The 15,306-nt window shown below is 62.9% G+C and carries 10 protein-coding genes and 1 pseudogene; 4 read left to right on the plus strand and 7 right to left on the minus strand.

Features of this window, described 5'->3' with window-relative positions; all coding sequences use genetic code 11:
* Positions 1-45: 45 nt before the first annotated feature.
* Positions 46-1,029 carry a 2-hydroxyacid dehydrogenase gene (locus R1101_RS0101160; RefSeq protein WP_016931657.1) on the minus strand — a complete coding sequence of 328 codons (984 nt, stop codon included), beginning with the start codon at positions 1,027-1,029 and terminating at the stop codon, positions 46-48.
* Entirely contained in the window at positions 1,026-4,547 is a 3,522-nt protein-coding gene (locus R1101_RS0101165; RefSeq protein WP_232284641.1) for an indolepyruvate ferredoxin oxidoreductase family protein, read from the minus strand. The genes R1101_RS0101160 and R1101_RS0101165 overlap by 4 nt, the downstream gene beginning before the upstream one ends.
* Before the next feature lie 103 nt (positions 4,548-4,650).
* Between R1101_RS0101165 and R1101_RS0101175 the strand changes: the two genes are divergently transcribed.
* On the plus strand, positions 4,651-5,781 hold the full coding sequence (locus R1101_RS0101175) for a PucR family transcriptional regulator (protein WP_232284642.1): 1,131 nt from the start codon (positions 4,651-4,653) through the stop codon (positions 5,779-5,781).
* A gap of 20 nt (positions 5,782-5,801) precedes the next feature.
* On the opposite strand, the gene R1101_RS0101180 is transcribed toward R1101_RS0101175, so the two are convergent.
* Positions 5,802-7,103, minus strand: a complete 1,302-nt coding sequence (locus tag R1101_RS0101180; protein ID WP_232284643.1) for an MFS transporter — start codon at positions 7,101-7,103, stop codon at positions 5,802-5,804.
* A gap of 242 nt (positions 7,104-7,345) precedes the next feature.
* Positions 7,346-8,302, minus strand: coding sequence for an alpha/beta fold hydrolase (locus tag R1101_RS0101185; RefSeq protein WP_016931662.1), 957 nt, complete (start codon positions 8,300-8,302; stop codon positions 7,346-7,348).
* Positions 8,303-8,585: 283 nt separating this feature from the next.
* Here R1101_RS0101185 and R1101_RS25635 point away from each other — a divergent pair.
* Positions 8,586-9,117, plus strand: a pseudogene (locus R1101_RS25635) (transposase); the annotation flags it as partial.
* 149 nt (positions 9,118-9,266) lie between these two features.
* Here the strand turns inward: R1101_RS25635 and R1101_RS25640 are convergent.
* Entirely contained in the window at positions 9,267-10,505 is a 1,239-nt protein-coding gene (locus R1101_RS25640; RefSeq protein ID WP_157179110.1) for an AlbA family DNA-binding domain-containing protein, read from the minus strand.
* A gap of 263 nt (positions 10,506-10,768) precedes the next feature.
* Between R1101_RS25640 and R1101_RS0101200 the strand changes: the two genes are divergently transcribed.
* Positions 10,769-12,547, plus strand: coding sequence for a hypothetical protein (locus tag R1101_RS0101200; protein WP_016931664.1), 1,779 nt, complete (start codon positions 10,769-10,771; stop codon positions 12,545-12,547).
* Positions 12,548-12,826: 279 nt separating this feature from the next.
* Complete coding sequence (locus R1101_RS25645; protein ID WP_016931665.1) at positions 12,827-13,582, plus strand: hypothetical protein; 756 nt, start codon at positions 12,827-12,829, stop codon at positions 13,580-13,582.
* A gap of 32 nt (positions 13,583-13,614) precedes the next feature.
* On the opposite strand, the gene R1101_RS0101210 is transcribed toward R1101_RS25645, so the two are convergent.
* Both R1101_RS0101210 and R1101_RS0101215 read right to left on the minus strand, forming a co-directional pair.
* A complete protein-coding gene (locus R1101_RS0101210; RefSeq protein ID WP_026002758.1) occupies positions 13,615-14,628 on the minus strand; it encodes a hypothetical protein in 1,014 nt (337 codons plus the stop codon).
* Positions 14,629-14,633: 5 nt separating this feature from the next.
* Positions 14,634-15,306 (minus strand): site-specific integrase (locus R1101_RS0101215; protein WP_016931667.1); only part of this gene is annotated, 673 nt, incomplete at its 5' end.

Genomic DNA, 15,306 nt, shown 5'->3' on the forward strand with positions numbered 1-15,306 from the left:
CTATCTGGTGACAAAGAGGTGATACGACACGTGTGCATCCATCGCTCACGTACCGGTCGACGACGGTTCGGGCTGCATGGTCGCACCATCGCGGGGCACGACGACCGGGGTGACCAACGTACCGTCCGCCACGAACTGTCGAAGATTGTCGAAGAACAGCTCACCCATCGCGGCGCGCGTCTCCTCCGTGGCGCTTCCGACGTGCGGCAACAACACGGTGTTGTCGAGACTGCGCAGCGCTTCCGGCACGTTCGGCTCGTCGACGTACACGTCGAGGCCTGCGCCCGCCAACCCACCGGTGCTGAGCAGTTCGACGAGTGCCTGCTCGTCCACGAGGCGTCCACGGGCGATGTTGACCAGATAACCGTTCGCACCCAGAGCCTGCAGCACGTCGCGGCCGATCATCCCGGCATTGTCCGGGCCGCCGGACGCGGCAACGATCAGCGCATCGGATCGCGACGCCAACCCGATCAGACTGTCCACGTACGGATATACCACGTCGGGCACGGGCCGGCGATTGTGGTACGCGATGAGACATCCGAACGCCGACAGTCGTGTTGCGACGGCGCGACCGATCCGGCCGAGTCCCACGATGCCGATGCGCATCCCGCTGACATTGCGGGTCATCGGGAACGGGCCTTCCGGCCACCTCCCTGCCCGGACGAACCGGTCCGCCGCCGAGAACTGGCGCACGGTGTCGACCAGCAGTCCCACCGCGGTGTCGGCGACGCATTCATCCAACACACCCGGAGTGTTGCTCACCCCGATGCCGCAGCGCCGGGCGTGGCCGGTATCGATCTTGTCGACTCCCACACCGAGGTTCACCACGGCCTTCAACCGCGGCAGCCGGTCCATCAGTGCCGCATCGACCGTGCCGAGCGACGAGCACACCACAATGTCGGTGTCTTCGATGGACGCGGCGCCGTCGGACAGTACCGCCACGTCGAACCGTGCGGACAACACGGCCGCGGCTTCTGCCGGAAACGGCTCCACCAGGAGGATCCGGACCGATCCCGCATCCCGTGTCACGATGCAACTCCTTCGAAGAACCGGTGCCGCAGGGAGGCGAGCCGGGTGTGGTACTCGTCGACGTTGGCCAGCTTGACATGTTCGTAGCCGCGCACCATGTCCGGTGCCGAGGCGATTTCCACGGCCACCGCATGGTTGTCGGTACAGATCGCGGCGCCGATCTCGTCGACCACACCGATGTATTGGTCGACCAGCTCCCGCTCCAGCCGGCGCATCTGGGTGTAGCCGAACACGTCGAGGCGTGTGCCGCGCACTTTTCTCGCCGCGCGCAGAGCTGCATACGCGGGCGCGAACCACGGCCCGAGCGAGATCTTCTTCTTCATTCCCAGTGCCCGCAGGATCGGCGGATGCAGCTTCCAGGTGACTTTCACCTTGGGGCCGTAGGCAGCGGCGATCCTGCTGCGTTCGGTGGCATCGAGCGCAAGGCGGGCCACCTCGTACTCGTCCTTGTAGGCCATCAGTCGATACAGGTTTTCTGCGACAGCCGTGGTGAAGTCGTCACCGGGAGTGGCGTCGCGTTCGGCGGTATGTGCCCGGGTTACCACCTCGACATAACGACGCGCATACGCGACGTTCTGGTAATCGATCAGGTCGTCAGTGAAGCGAGCAATCGTGTGCCACAGTTCGGTGTCGCGTGCCACGCCGGTCGAATCCACCAACTTCACCGCGGTAGCGCTCGGGGCCTTCCGCTGCTCGTTCACCGGATCCAGCTGCGCGAGAACGTCATCGAGCCCTGCCGGATCGCAGACCGATTGCCGCCCCCGACGGAACGCCTGCAGGTTCGTCTCCACCGCGACGCCGTTGATCTCGATCGCCCGTTCGATCGACGCAGCCGACAGTGGCAACACACCCGACTGGTAGGCCACGCCGACGAGCATCATGTTCGCGTACTGGTCGCTGCCGAACAGGTCCAGTGACAGCTGTTGAACGTCGATGTACGTGTTGCGGTCCGCACGCGTGCGGGCGTCGATCCCTTCGGCGAGGGAGCCGTGATCGATGAACGCTGTTTCGGGTTCACGGATCATCGCGCCGCTGGGGACGTCAGCCGTGGACACCACCGCGACGGTGCGCTCCGGATCCGCGACCACCAAGTTGTCCGGGTTGCCCGCAACCAGCACGTCGCACCCCAGATACAGGTCGCAGGTCGCCGCCGAGACCTTGGGTGAGAGCGACCGCGTAGCCCGGGTGAACTTCACGTCGCTTACCACCGGCCCCGCCTTCTGCGACAGGCCTACCTGGTCCAGACTGCGTGGTGTCAACCTGTCCATGTATCCGGCAACAGCCAGGGTCTGCGCCACAGTCACGATGCCGGTGCCGCCGATCCCCGTGATGCGGATATTGAACTCGTCCGGCGCGACGGTCGAGCCGGCCGGATCGGGAAGCACGTCACGGCTCAGCGGCGCGGCAACCAGCCGTTGCGGCCCCGCATAGGCGCCGTCGGGAATGATCTCCATGAACGAAGGGCAGTCACCGGTCATGCACGTGAAGTCGGAGTTACACGACGCCTGGTGGATCTGCGTCTTGCGGCCGAACTCGGTATCGACCGGGACAACAGACAGACAGTTCGATTTGCGACCACAGTCACCGCAACCTTCACAGATGCGCTCGTTGATCACCACCCGCATCGCCGGTTGCGGAGCCTTGCCACGCTTGCGGTCCCGGCGCAGTTCGGCCGCACAAGGTTGGTCGTGGATCAACGCGGTGGTGCCGGGGATCGCCCGCAGCTTTTCTTGCAGGGACAGCAGTTCACTTCGGTCGTGGACCGTGGTTCTGTCCGGTAGCCGCACGCCCTTGTAGTTCTCGGGATGATCGGTCGTGATGCATATCCGCTCGACACCTTCCGACACCAACGTCCGGGCGAGCGTCGGCACCGTGTACTCACCGACGGCGTCCTGACCACCAGTCATCGCGACCGTCGAGTTGTACAGCACCTTGTAGGTGATGTTGGTTCTGGCGACGATCGAGGCCCTGATCGCCATCAACCCCGAATGCGACAGCGTCCCGTCACCGAGATTCTGGAAGATGTGATCGGCATGGACATACGCCTGCTGCCCGATCCACTGGGCACCCTCACCGCCCATCTGGGTGAGGCCGGTGACATCGCCGACCTGCCCGGAATCCATGAATGTGGTCATACCGTGGCAACCGATACCGGCGCCCATCAGCGAACCTTCGGGAGCCTTCGTCGAACTGTTGTGAGGGCATCCGGAGCAAAAGTACGGGGTGCGGGAGGCAATCGTCAGCGGAAGACGAAGGGTCGACGGCGTAGCCAACCGGCGAACCCGATCACGCACCGAAGCAATATCTCTGCTCGCAAGGATCATGGGAGCGAGAACCTTGGTAATCGCGTCCGCGTCGACACCGCCGTGGCTCGGCAGCAGCGTCCGCCCCTGTTCGTCGGTCTTGCCGACCACACCGGGTCTGTTCTCGAGCCCGTAAAGCGCTTCCTTGACGAGGGTTTCAAGGAACGGTCCTTTGTCCTCCACCACGAGCACCTTGGTCAGCCCGTGCGCGAACTGTTGCACGATCTGCTCGTCCAGAGGCCAAACCATGCCGACCTTGAGAATCCGGATTCCGGCTGCGGCCACATCGCCGTCGTCACAAAAACCCATGTCGGACAACGCCTGCCGAACCTCGAGGTAGGGCTGCCCCGCGACCACGATACCCAGTACGTCATCGGGTCCCGACGCCACGATCTGATTCAGTCCGTTCAGGCGCGCGTATTCAAGGGCCAGCGGTAGACGCACCTCCAACAGGTTGCGCTCTGCGGCCACCGCCGCCGCCGCGACCGGTTTCGTCATCACCTCATGCTCGTAGCGGCGACCGTCGACGAGCGGGAAAATCGGATCGAATCCGTCCGTGTCCGCTTCGACCAGTGCCAGCGAATCCGCCACGTGCGTGGCAACTTTCATGGCAACCCAGACTCCGCTCGCCCGCGACATCGACACCCCGTGCAGGCCCCAGCGCAACACCTCCTGCGCATCGGCCGGCATCAACGTCGGAACCAGAGCCGACCGGAGCACCGTTTCCGAACCACACGGTACGGTCGATGATTTCGCGGTCGCATCGTCACCGCAGAACGCCAGGACACCGCCGTTTGCGCTCGTACCCATAAGGTTCCCGTGCCGGATCGCGTCGAGCGCCTGGTCGACACCCGGTGCCTTGCCATACCAGTAGGCGGTAACCCCTGCATACGGCGAGCCCAACTGTCCGACCGATTGGGTGCCCTGCACCGCAGTGGCAGCCAGGAACTCGTTCATACCGGGAGTGAAATCGACGCCATGCTCGGACAGCAGTCCCGAGATCGGTCGCATCGTAAAGTCCAACGTCCCCAGTGGTGATCCCTGGTAACCGCTGACGAACGCACGGGTGGTCAGATCGTTCCGCGCGTCGACTCGGCGCATGTCGAGCGGCACACGGCACACGGCCTGCACCCCGGTGAGCAGTATCGGTCCGTTGACGGCGGCGAATCGGTCCGCAAGATCGAGTTGGCGAGGCAGAGCCTCGGCGTCAGGCATCAGCGACATCGTTTCAGTACTCCTACAGCTGGTCGTAAACACGAAGTTAAGATGGTCCGACCCGGAACTCCATGACTGAATTGCGCAAAAGGAGAGCTCAGATTTGTGCAATGCACAGAAGAACCAGTTGCACCTTGCTGCTTTGCTCGAACAGATCACCGACAACGCCTCCCAGCTGTCCAACCTCGTCGTGAGCCGCATCCGGTCTGAAGTGCCGCACTACTCGGCAATTCCCTTGCCGTCTCATCACGAAGCGGTGGAGCACCAAGTTGTCGGCATCCTCGCCGGACTCCGGGAGCACAGGACGCCGAGTGCCTCCCATATTTCGAACGCGCGGAATCTGGGCCGAGAGCGCGCCACGCAAGGCATTGCTCTTCGCGACGTGATCGAGGCATATCACGTTGCCTACCGTGAGATCTGGAACGAACTGTTGGCGTTGTCGCGAACCGAGAATGCGGACAGAAGCGAACCGCTCCTCGCTGCCGTGGCGTCGCTGTGGAACTGGTTCCATCGGTTGAGCGCGGCTGTCGCAGAGGGGCATTCCGACGAACTTCGTACGACTTCCACGACGCGAGCGGTGATCCAGCGAGAGTTTCTCGGCGCTTTGGTGGCAGGCAGTGCCCCACAGCACCCGGCGCTCGCAACCGGCCTCGGGTTCGATCCGGACGCGTCCTTCCAAGTCGCCTGCCTGGAGGGTCTTCCCCGGCACCTGATCGCGCGTCTCGACGAGGAACTCGCCGACAACGGCGGGGCGGTACTGTACGACGACGAAAGCACGGTGGTAGTTCTGCAGAACCACCCGGCGTCGGACTTTCTGGAAAGCATGCACGCGCTCGCGTCCTCCGCGATCGCGGGAATCGGCCACGCCCGGACCGGAATGTCGGGGGCGACGGAGAGCTTGAAGGATGCCCGACTGGCACTGGACCGAGCCTGCCGACTCGGCCGCAGCATCATGCTGGCCGACGATTGGCTCATGGCAGTCCTCGATGATTCGGCCGCTCGTCTGGACCCTCTCCTTCGACACGGCATCGACGTGGCCGCCCGCAACAATCGACTTGCCGACACGTTGCGGGCGTTCGCCAACAGCGGTTTCTCCCTCTCGGTCTGTGCGCGGGAGCTACGGATCCACCCGAACACGGTGAAGTACCGACTCGATCGCTGGCGCGACCTGACCGGATGGGATGTGCATAACGTCGAAGGCCTCGTGGCGTCGCTGCGCTGCCTCGAAGGTTGACGAGTGCGCGGAAGCCGGACTCATCGTCCCGATGCCACTTCGTCCGGAACCGATGTCTCCGTCGTCACAGACGCATCGTCGAGCCCCCGGCGCATCCCGAGCAGGACGAGCGTGGCCACGACCAGCACCGCACCGATGATGTACATCGGGGCGTCGAAGGTCCCCGTCAGATCCTTCATGTATCCGGCAACGTACGGTCCGATGAACCCGCTCAGGTTCGCGAAGGAGTTCATCAACCCGATGCCCGCAGCCAACGCCATTCCCGTGAGAATGCGCGGCGGGATAGCCCAGAAGGTGGACGTCGCGCTCAGCACACCCGACAGCAGCAGCGCGATGCCCAAGAGCATGACATACGGCGACGAATTGCCGAGGACGGCGATCGTAATTCCGGCTCCGGCGACCAGCATGGAAACCGCTGTGTGCCAGATACGTTCGCTCTTCCGATCGGAATGCCGACTCACGAGAATCATCGCGACGGTTCCTATTGCGAACGGCACCGCGGTGATGAACCCGACTTGGACAAGCGAGAATTCGACGCCCCAGTCCGCAGACATCCCGCTGATCATCTGCGGGAGGAAGAAGGACACGCCATAGAAGCCGTAGAAGATGCCGAAGAGCACCACACTCAGGCTTACGACCCGAATGTCCTTGAGTGCGCTGAACACCCCGCGATGTCCGTTTGCCGTTCCCTGCCGGCTGACAGTTGCCTGAGCCTCGGCATCCAGTGAACGCACCAGCCAGCGTCGTTGCTCACCGGTGAGCCATTTCGCTTCTGCAGGACGACTGGTCAGGTAGAAGAACGTGACGACACCGACGATGACAGTCGGTAACCCCTCGATCAGGAACATCGCCCGCCAACCCGCAAGGCCGAGGAAACCGTCGGCGTGCTGCATGATCGCGGTCGAGAGAGGTCCACCGAGCACCGACGACAGCGGGACCGCTATGTACAGCAACGCGACGATGCGCGCCCTGTGACGTTCCGGGTACCAGTAGGTCAGGTACAGGATGAGACCGGGCAGCAGCCCGGCCTCAGCGAAGCCGAGCATGAATCGTGCGATGAAGAACTGCACTTCCGTCTGGACGAATGCCGTCGCTGCCGACACCACTCCCCATGACACTGCGATGCGGGCGATCCAGATTCGCGCTCCGACCTTGTGCAGGATCATGTTGCTGGGCACTTCGAATATGAAGTATCCGATGAAGAACAGGCCGGCGCCGAAACCGTATGCGGCCTGACTCATACCCAGATCCGCGTTCATCTGCAGGGCAGCGAAGCTGACGTTGACTCGATCGAGGAAGTTGAGGAAGTAGAGTAGTACCAAGAACGGAAGCAGACGTCGAGTGATACGCCCGATGGTTACCTTCTCGATTGCATCGTTCTGGTCGGTGTCGATGTGATGGGCCACTACCCACCCTCCTGTTGTGCGGATTACGTTGAAGCCGTGACGAGTACGTCTGACGAACTGACCCGATTATCGACGCGAGGGCACCGAACATGCTGGTGCAATCCCCGATCCGGGTGTCTGTTATGGTTATTTTGTCCGGCTCTGTGTCATGTGAAGGTTCAACCGCGCCGGAACACCGGCGTCGCGGAAGCTGCGAAGTCCGCGATCAGTTGCCCGATCTCGTCGGGAAACTCGTCTACAAGGAAGTGACCGGCACCGGCAACCTCACCACCGGTCACCAACTCTGGTCGACGGGAGAGTTCGCGCCAGACGTCCACCGGAGAATGACCGGCACGCGCAATCATTCCGTTCGCTCCCCAAGCAACGTGGCAGGGGCAGTCGATGAGCCGTCCAGCCTCTCGACTCTGCGCATCGTGTTGCAAGTCGATCGTGGCCGCCGCACGGTAGTCCTCGATCGTTGCCAGACGACGCATCGGATCAGCGAACAATCGTTCGTATTCGGCCAACGCGGACGGATGGTAAGCGTCGCCTTTGGCCCCGACGGCACTGTGGCCGCCGACACCCAGCACCGAATGCAGGTAGCCGATCGGATCGGCTTCGAGGAACTTCTCCGGCAGCCCATCGGGCTGGGGAAACATGAACCAGTGGTAATAGGCAAGGGCGAGTTCGGCATCAACGTTCGCGTAGACCCATTCCGTCGGCATGATGTCCAACAGAACGATCCCGGAAACCGCGTCGCTGAAGTCCAGGGCCATACGATGTGCGGCGCGGGCACCGCGGTCGTGCCCGACAACGACGAATCTGTCGAATCCGAGTCGCTGCATCACCGCCGCCTGGTCTGCTGCCATGGCACGAAAGGAATGTGGCGAGTGCGTGGAATCGACGTCGGGCAGGGTGGAATCACCGTACCCGCGTAGATCCGTCACCACGACAGTGAAGCGTTCGGCCAAAACCGGAGCGACCCGATGCCACATCACATGTGACTGCGGAAACCCGTGCAGAAGAAGAATCGGCATACCAGTGCCGGCCCTCATCCCATGGATGGTAATGCCGTCACCGGTCATCGAATCGAAGGGCTCGAATCCCGGAAAGAGTTCCTGTGCCACCGTGCTCACTGACATCTCCTTTGTCGGATACCCACCCCCACGATGTGACGTGCACCATGAGCCTCTCATGGCAACCTCCGGAAGGATCTTGTGAAATACGAAGAAGTGACGCGATAGGGCTGAGGTTTTCCAGAAGTACCGCGGCGTTCCTACGTCTTCGCCGGCGATTGCATTGCCACGTAGTCGAGCAAGCGTCGGTCATGATGGCCGCCCTCATCAGCGGGACTGTCGGAATAAAGGTTGATCTGGTTTTGGCCGACACGCCGAGCTTGCTTAGCGAGAAGGCACGATCATGACCGAAACACTCGATCCCAGGGATCAGCCGAAGATCGATCCCCAACAGCTGGCGCAGCAGTTGCTCGCCCCAGCCAAAGCCGACGGCGTCGAGCTGGTCGGCCCGAACGGACTAGTCAACCAACTCGCCGCCACCGTGCTCGAAACCGCCCTCGAAGCGGAAATGGACGAGCACCTCGGCTACGAAAAACACCAGGTAGAAGGGAGAACAATGGCCACTCCCGCAACGGCCGGCGCACCAAGACCGTGCTGACCGAGATCGGCCCCGTGCAGATCCAATCCCCGCGAGATACCGACGCCTCGTTCGACCCCCAGATCGTCAAGAAACGCCAACGCCGTCTGACCGGGGACGACGAGATCATCTTGTCGCTGTCAGCGAAAGGGCTGACCACCAGCGAGATCGCCGCCCACTTTGACGACGTCTATGGCGCCACGGTGTCGAAAGAGACGATCAGCAAGACTCCCCCGAGCACTGCGTGCAGGGAAGTGCCCCCACCGACAAGGTGCTCGCCGAAATGACGGAATGGTCCGTCGGCGTAGACATCCAGGGAAACCGGATCGGCAATGCACGTATGGATGGCGATGGTTGCACCGCACGCAGTGCGTGCGATGCGTGCACGCATCGTCGACCGGTAGGCGCTCTTATGTCAGGTAGGCGGCGCATCCCATTCCACGTCGCTTACGTCGCGTTCGACGAGTCCGATGCGACCTGCAACCACGCGAGCTTTTGGTGACGATGCACCCCCAGGCCCCGAAGGAGTGGCATCGTCAGCGCCTGCACCACGGCATTCGGGTCATCGATGAACTCGGTCAAGGCCGCTTCGGTTTCCCGGGCATAGACATCCGCGGTGTACTCGGCACCTGAGAAGCGCCCGAAATCGTCCACGCGCAGGTACGACACCCCGCCCTTCAACCCCCTGACTGTGAGTGCGAACCGCCACGAACCCTGGTAATGCGCGCTCCGCGCAACCTCGGCGGTTACCCGCACAAACATCTCGACCTTGTCGGCGATCAACTCCTCGAAGATCACTTTCCGCTCTGGGCGGGGAGGCTGCACCGGCGGTGCGTACATCACGGTCGCTCGTTCACTTACCAGAGTGAGCCGCCCGCTCTCGTGAAAGACGAGTTCCAGGGCCTTCCCGTCGCCATCGAACCGCCGCACATCGTCGTGCATACCGTCCGTGACGGCGACTCCTTCTGCCCTCCGCTGGAAACCGGCGCCCCGAACATACGGAGGATAGTTGGGTCCCTTCGCGCCGTCACCGGCTCGTCGGACGAGCTCGCCGACTCGGGTCTCCCAGTTGTGGGCCTCGGCGAGCTCGACCAGAAAGTCGTCGCGCGCCCCGATCGGGTCCGCAATCACGGCGAAAAGAGGCATCTCCCGATCGATATCGTTCAGCAGCTCGCGAACCTCCGCCTGTAGATCCGAGCGGTCATGCAGCAGGCGTTGATGATGGCGCAGTACTTCCTCATTCGACAGGACCACATTCGTCTTGTCGCCGCGCCCGTAGTACCGCCCGTCCACCATGTGCGGTGCCCGGGGTGAGGGCGGAATCCGAATGACGAGATACCCCTTCGACGGCTCGCTGGACGAAATCACTGTGGTCTGCACACGAAGCGGTTCCGAGACCGCCATCCGGGCAACCTGTTCCACCCGTTCGGCAAGCCCGTCGGTGAGCTGCGGAACGAGCGTCGGGGGTCGCGTCGTGTCCTCACCTTCGTCCACACCGACGAGGATCATCCCCCCGTCGATTGCGAATGCCGCGAGGTCTTTTGCCAAGGATTTGCTTCCGCTCCTCCCAGGTGCGAGTTCACGCTTCAGATCAAGGTGGTGAGTCTCTTCGAGCAGACCGTTGGCCAGCGCTGACTGAAGATCCAACTCGGTTCGGGGCGACCACGATAGGTCAGGTTGTGTCATATCCGGATTGTTCCATCCTGCCCCGATACGAACAGTCCGGTGATGCCCGCCGCAATAGCGTCCGATCGCCGACTGGACGCATCTTGGCCAACGTTGTGGTAGGAGAACCTGCAGATCGTCGATCGGTTTCCGGATCGCAGGGATACCGATCGGGCACAAACCAGACGCGGCGCTCGTCGCCGTTTGTCGGTGTCTTGTTGGAGACTCGGACCGTGAACTCAAGGCCTTTGAGAAACCCTGCTGTTACTGGTCGGCTTTTCGGCATGAAGGCGGCGATCACGGCGAAAGAGATTCTGGGCGCGACTGTGAACCGCACTGCGCGGGATCAAATGTGGGCACGCTCGAACGTCCATGCGTCGCTCCAGATGGTCGCCGATCTGTTGGCGCGCGTGGACCTGGCAGTCATCGACGACACACGAGACCAGGTGGAACTGAGCTGGACACAAGCCCTCAGCCCCGTCCTGAGGAACAAGCTGGAGCCCCTGGTATCTGTTTCCTATCGGGGGCTGATCTCACCTCGTGCGCTTATACAGTGCGCGCGCGAGATCATCGAATCCGCTACCGACGACGACACAGCTCGAGCAGTGGACGCGGACGAACTCACATGGTGCCTGCTCGGAATCAATGGCGAGCACGACTATGTATCGGGCGAACTCGGACTTCTCGAGATGGATCGGTTCGATGCAGAATCGATCGCCGGGATCACCTCGGTACTCGACGGCCTCGACGACAACCGCCTGCGTGAGCTGATGCGAGCGTTCAGCGTCGACGAAATCGCCGAATTGGCATTCGAGAAGCCTGAGACCATCGAGACGCTGCTCCCCCTGACACACGATATGTGGCGACGACCGTGGCCACCGACTGCGCGGGTAGACCGGCTCATCGGTTCCTCCCCAGCCTCCGTCTACGAGGACGTGTTCGGAATCCCGTTCGACGACATACTCGCGTTCGGCCGGCTGCTCGTCGATCGAGCTGCAGCAGGCCAGACCCGATTCACCGCAGACGAGTTACGCCGATGGGGCGTTACTGATGCCACGCTGCAGCATGTCGACCGCCATATGGTGACCTCCCTACCAGATCTCAGGGAAGCCTTCCGGTCACAGCAAGAGGCGGGGTTGCTCACCGCGTGGTCGCGATTCGAAGTTCAGCGATTCCCCTTTATCCGGCTTCCCGACGGAGCCTTGCTGCTGCTGCGCACACAAATGGGCGTCCAACGAATCTTCGGTGATCTGCCGTACTTCGACGTCCGACAACAACTCCACGACACCAACCCCCGAGCACGTACACAATTCGAGCAGGCGATGAACGCAGTGTTCGAGGCTCGTATCAGCGAGATCTTCCGCCGTATCGGTGCGCAACCACATCTGCGCGGGACGCACTTCACAACCGAATCGGCCATGCAACAGCAGTGGACGGAGCCTGGCTCATCGGGACCGCCGTCGGTGTGCGACTTCGTGGTCGTTCGTGGCCGGTACTGCCTGGTGGCCGACGCGAACAACCGGCGACTGACGGCTCAACTGTCCGAAGGACAAGGCTCCCCGGAAATACTCGATCGCGACGTCGAGCGGAATCTTCTCGGACACAAGTTTCCACAACTGGCGTCCACGATCGAACACCTCGTCGTCAACGGACTGCCTGGGGACAGCTCCGCAATTACCGAGGACACGATTTTCGTGCCCCTGGTCGTCACCCCCGACTCAGGCCTTCCATACTCTGAGTTTGTCGACTTCCAGATCACAGAGAAGGCTCATCCGATTTTTGCTGGGTTGGCGCACTATGTCGCACCCCCAGCACTGATAACGATTACCGATCTCGCCGTTCTGGAAGGCATCGCTGACCATGCAGCCGCTGACCCTATGGCCATCCTCGGTGACTGGCGTGCCCGCGTCGCCCGTGGAATGCCTCTCCGTCTTTCGAGCTACCTCGACGTTTTTGTCACGCCTTATCGACCGATGCCACGCCGCACTCTGGGAAGATTCAACCGGATGAACGCCGAACTTCGGGGCCGGCTCCGACCTGCCGCACTCAGCCATTCGACGTAGTGAGGCTCGGCTCCACGACGATGACAACAACTCGTCGTTTTCAACTCCGCTACGACGCTCAACGACGCGGTTAACTCCGCGGTCATCGAGCTCCAGAAGACCACCACCGGACGCTACATCGTCATCAGGCCCTGAACCCTGCCTTGTCTTGCCTTACGAAAAAGATAAGGACAGCCCTCCGCGTCGAATTTAGGAACCGCATTGTCCTCCCAGAACACAGACGAACTGAATCAGCGGCACAGGACCCGATTAGAGGTGTTCATCCTTCGTGCTCGTCGCGTGAAGGAGCACTCGCTCTACAAGGACTACGACGAACTTGTCCGCGTCGGCAGCGTCCCCTTCCAGATCAACCGAGATGAGACGGGGCAGGCTTGGGTGACGCAGACCCTCCCTCCAGAGGAGGTGGTCGAGTCGGCGGCCGCCCGAGTCCGACCGTTGATTCTCCAAGAGGAAGACTCGTGCTTCAAATACACCCTCGCGGCCCTCGGCTGGTTTCTGCGGGACGTTGACCGCGATGACACACGCCGTGTGCTTGCGAGCCTGAAAAAGGAATGGGCCGAGTTCGACCCCAAGGGAAAAGACTCCATTGCATATAGCGTGCAGGTCGGATACGTCGACGAAGACGTCCCCAGAGAACCCGTTGCGGACAACGTTCTTGCTTTCGCATGGATCTACGGCGACGTGGTTCATGCAGACAACGAACGACTCGCGCAGACGGCGCTTCACGGAGTGCAGGAGCGGTACCGTGCAGCCGCTCCACTGGTCTGTCGCCTTATTCAGCAGACGGTTGCAACACTGCACGTCATCGAATGGCTGGTCGGTATGGGGCTCATCACCGTCTCGAACGAAGTCTTCGAACGTAAAGTGGTTGTACCGGACACGGTTTTCCGCGAGAAAGCTATTGTCCGAGTAGCCGAATACACGAGCGAAATTCCACCGATCCCGAGTCGGTTGGACGAACCCTTCGATCACCGTTGGAAGCCCTGGGGCGGATCATCGACACCGCCGACCGATGAGCGCGCCCCCGTGAAGTAGTCCGTGAGTTCATAGACCGGACTCGTTCGGAATCACAATCCCTCCAGCACTCCCACCAGATCCTTGACGAGCGCATCGGCGCGGGCTTCGATCTCATCGAAGACATCGGCGAGGTCCTCGAGGGCCTTGTGGTCGCGGCGGCGGGCGCTGGCGCCGCGATCGTAGTAGCCGGAATCGAGGACGATGTCCGGCTCGACCCAGGCGTCGCTCTCGTCCTGCGGGGGAACGGGCACCACCTTCCGTGCCGAAGCTCGTCCGGCCAAGTGTGCCCGCACCAGCGCTGATACCGACTGCGCAGTCATGGATTGGCCGTGTGGGAGGTGTCCCCAGCGGTCGATCGGACACAGCAACGGCTGGCGGGCCTGCTCCGCGTCGAGCGGATCGGTGACGATCTCGACTGGGGCGGTGAGGTGGTGACGCAGCAGATGTGTGCCGGGGTACTGATCGAGAAACGCCTGGATCTCCGCCCACCGCCGATAGATCGCGCCCGCGGAATTGTCTCCGGTGTCGGGATCCGCTGGGAGCCGGAAGCGTTCACCCGCTCGGGTGGTGATCACCAGGGTGTTGCCGTCGAGGCGGAGGTCGCGGCGGCGCAGCCGGGTGAGGTCGGTGAAGCTCATGCCGGTCGCGGCGAGGACCAGCAGGAGGGCGTCGCGGCGGCCGAACAGTCCGCTCGGCCACCCTTGGGTGGGGAGTTCGGCCGCCCACTGCACCAGAAGGCGACCGATCCGGTCGAGACGTGAAGCGCGGGTGGTGTCGAGGTGCCGGCGCACCGTCTCGGTCCTCCCCGGGGCCGGGTAGCCGTGCCCGGTGTGGACGGCGTTGATCGCCGACAGCCGGCGCCGCTGGGTCGCGACCGCGGCCGGGTGCTCCCCCAGGAACAGTGCCAGGGTCTCCGGCGCGGCGGGAATGGGCCGGTGGTCGGCGGCAGAGCACCAGTCGGCGAACAGCATCCAGTCGTGCCGATAGCGGGCCGGGATGCGTAGGCCCAGGTCGGCATCGTGAACATCGTTGCGGCGAGCAGCGTCTGGTCCAGTGCGGGTCATCGCGGTCACAGCCCGAGGTTGGTCACGGCGTTCCCGATGAGCGGGGCGTGTTCGCGAGCGTAGGTCTCGAGCATGGCGGGGGTGCTGTGCCCGGTCTGACGCATGATCGCGTGCGCGCTCGCGCCGTTGCGGAAGGCCTGGGTGACGAACCCGGCCCGCAACGAATGCCCACCGAGCTGTTTCACGATGTCGGGGTCGTAGCCGGCCTGCTCGGCGCGGCGACGGATCGCCTTGTGCACCGCCGCCCCCGACAACGCGGTGTCGGAGAGGTTGCCGTTCTTGCGGATCGACCGCAACCAGGGCGAGGACGGCACCATGCGGGGACGGGATCCCCGGCACACGTGCTCCTCGAAGGGTTCGGCGTTGCGGAGCAGGCGGATGACGGCGGGGCGGCCGCCGGCGTCTGAGGCGGCGACGACCTGTGCCCACCGCATCCAGGCACAGGGCGGGCAACTCGCGTGGCTATGGGTGAACGGCAACGCCCGGATACTCCCCCGCCCTTCCTGATCGGTCTTGGACCTGCGGAGTTTGATGTGTAGACCGTCGAGCCGGTGTAGGGACACGTCGCTGCAGGTGAGCGCGATGAGTTCGCTGCGGCGGAACGCCCCGGCGAACCCCAACAAGAAGATGGCGGAGTCGCGGCGTTCGAGGACCTCCGCGGCCCAGCCGCCGACATCC

This window comes from Rhodococcus sp. R1101 (assembly GCF_000278445.1).
In the GTDB taxonomy this organism is placed as follows: domain Bacteria; phylum Actinomycetota; class Actinomycetes; order Mycobacteriales; family Mycobacteriaceae; genus Rhodococcus; species Rhodococcus gordoniae.

Bases quoted from the DNA above. Each gene is read 5' to 3' on its own strand.
- R1101_RS0101165 (WP_232284641.1), bottom strand. From the start codon at position 4,547: ATGCCTGACGCCGAGGCTCTGCCTCGCCAACTCGATCTTGCGGACCGA.
- R1101_RS25640 (WP_157179110.1), bottom strand. From the start codon at position 10,505: ATGACACAACCTGACCTATCGTGGTCGCCCCGAACCGAGTTGGATCTT.
- R1101_RS0101200 (WP_016931664.1), top strand. From the start codon at position 10,769: ATGAAGGCGGCGATCACGGCGAAAGAGATTCTGGGCGCGACTGTGAAC.
- R1101_RS0101210 (WP_026002758.1), bottom strand. From the start codon at position 14,628: ATGACCCGCACTGGACCAGACGCTGCTCGCCGCAACGATGTTCACGAT.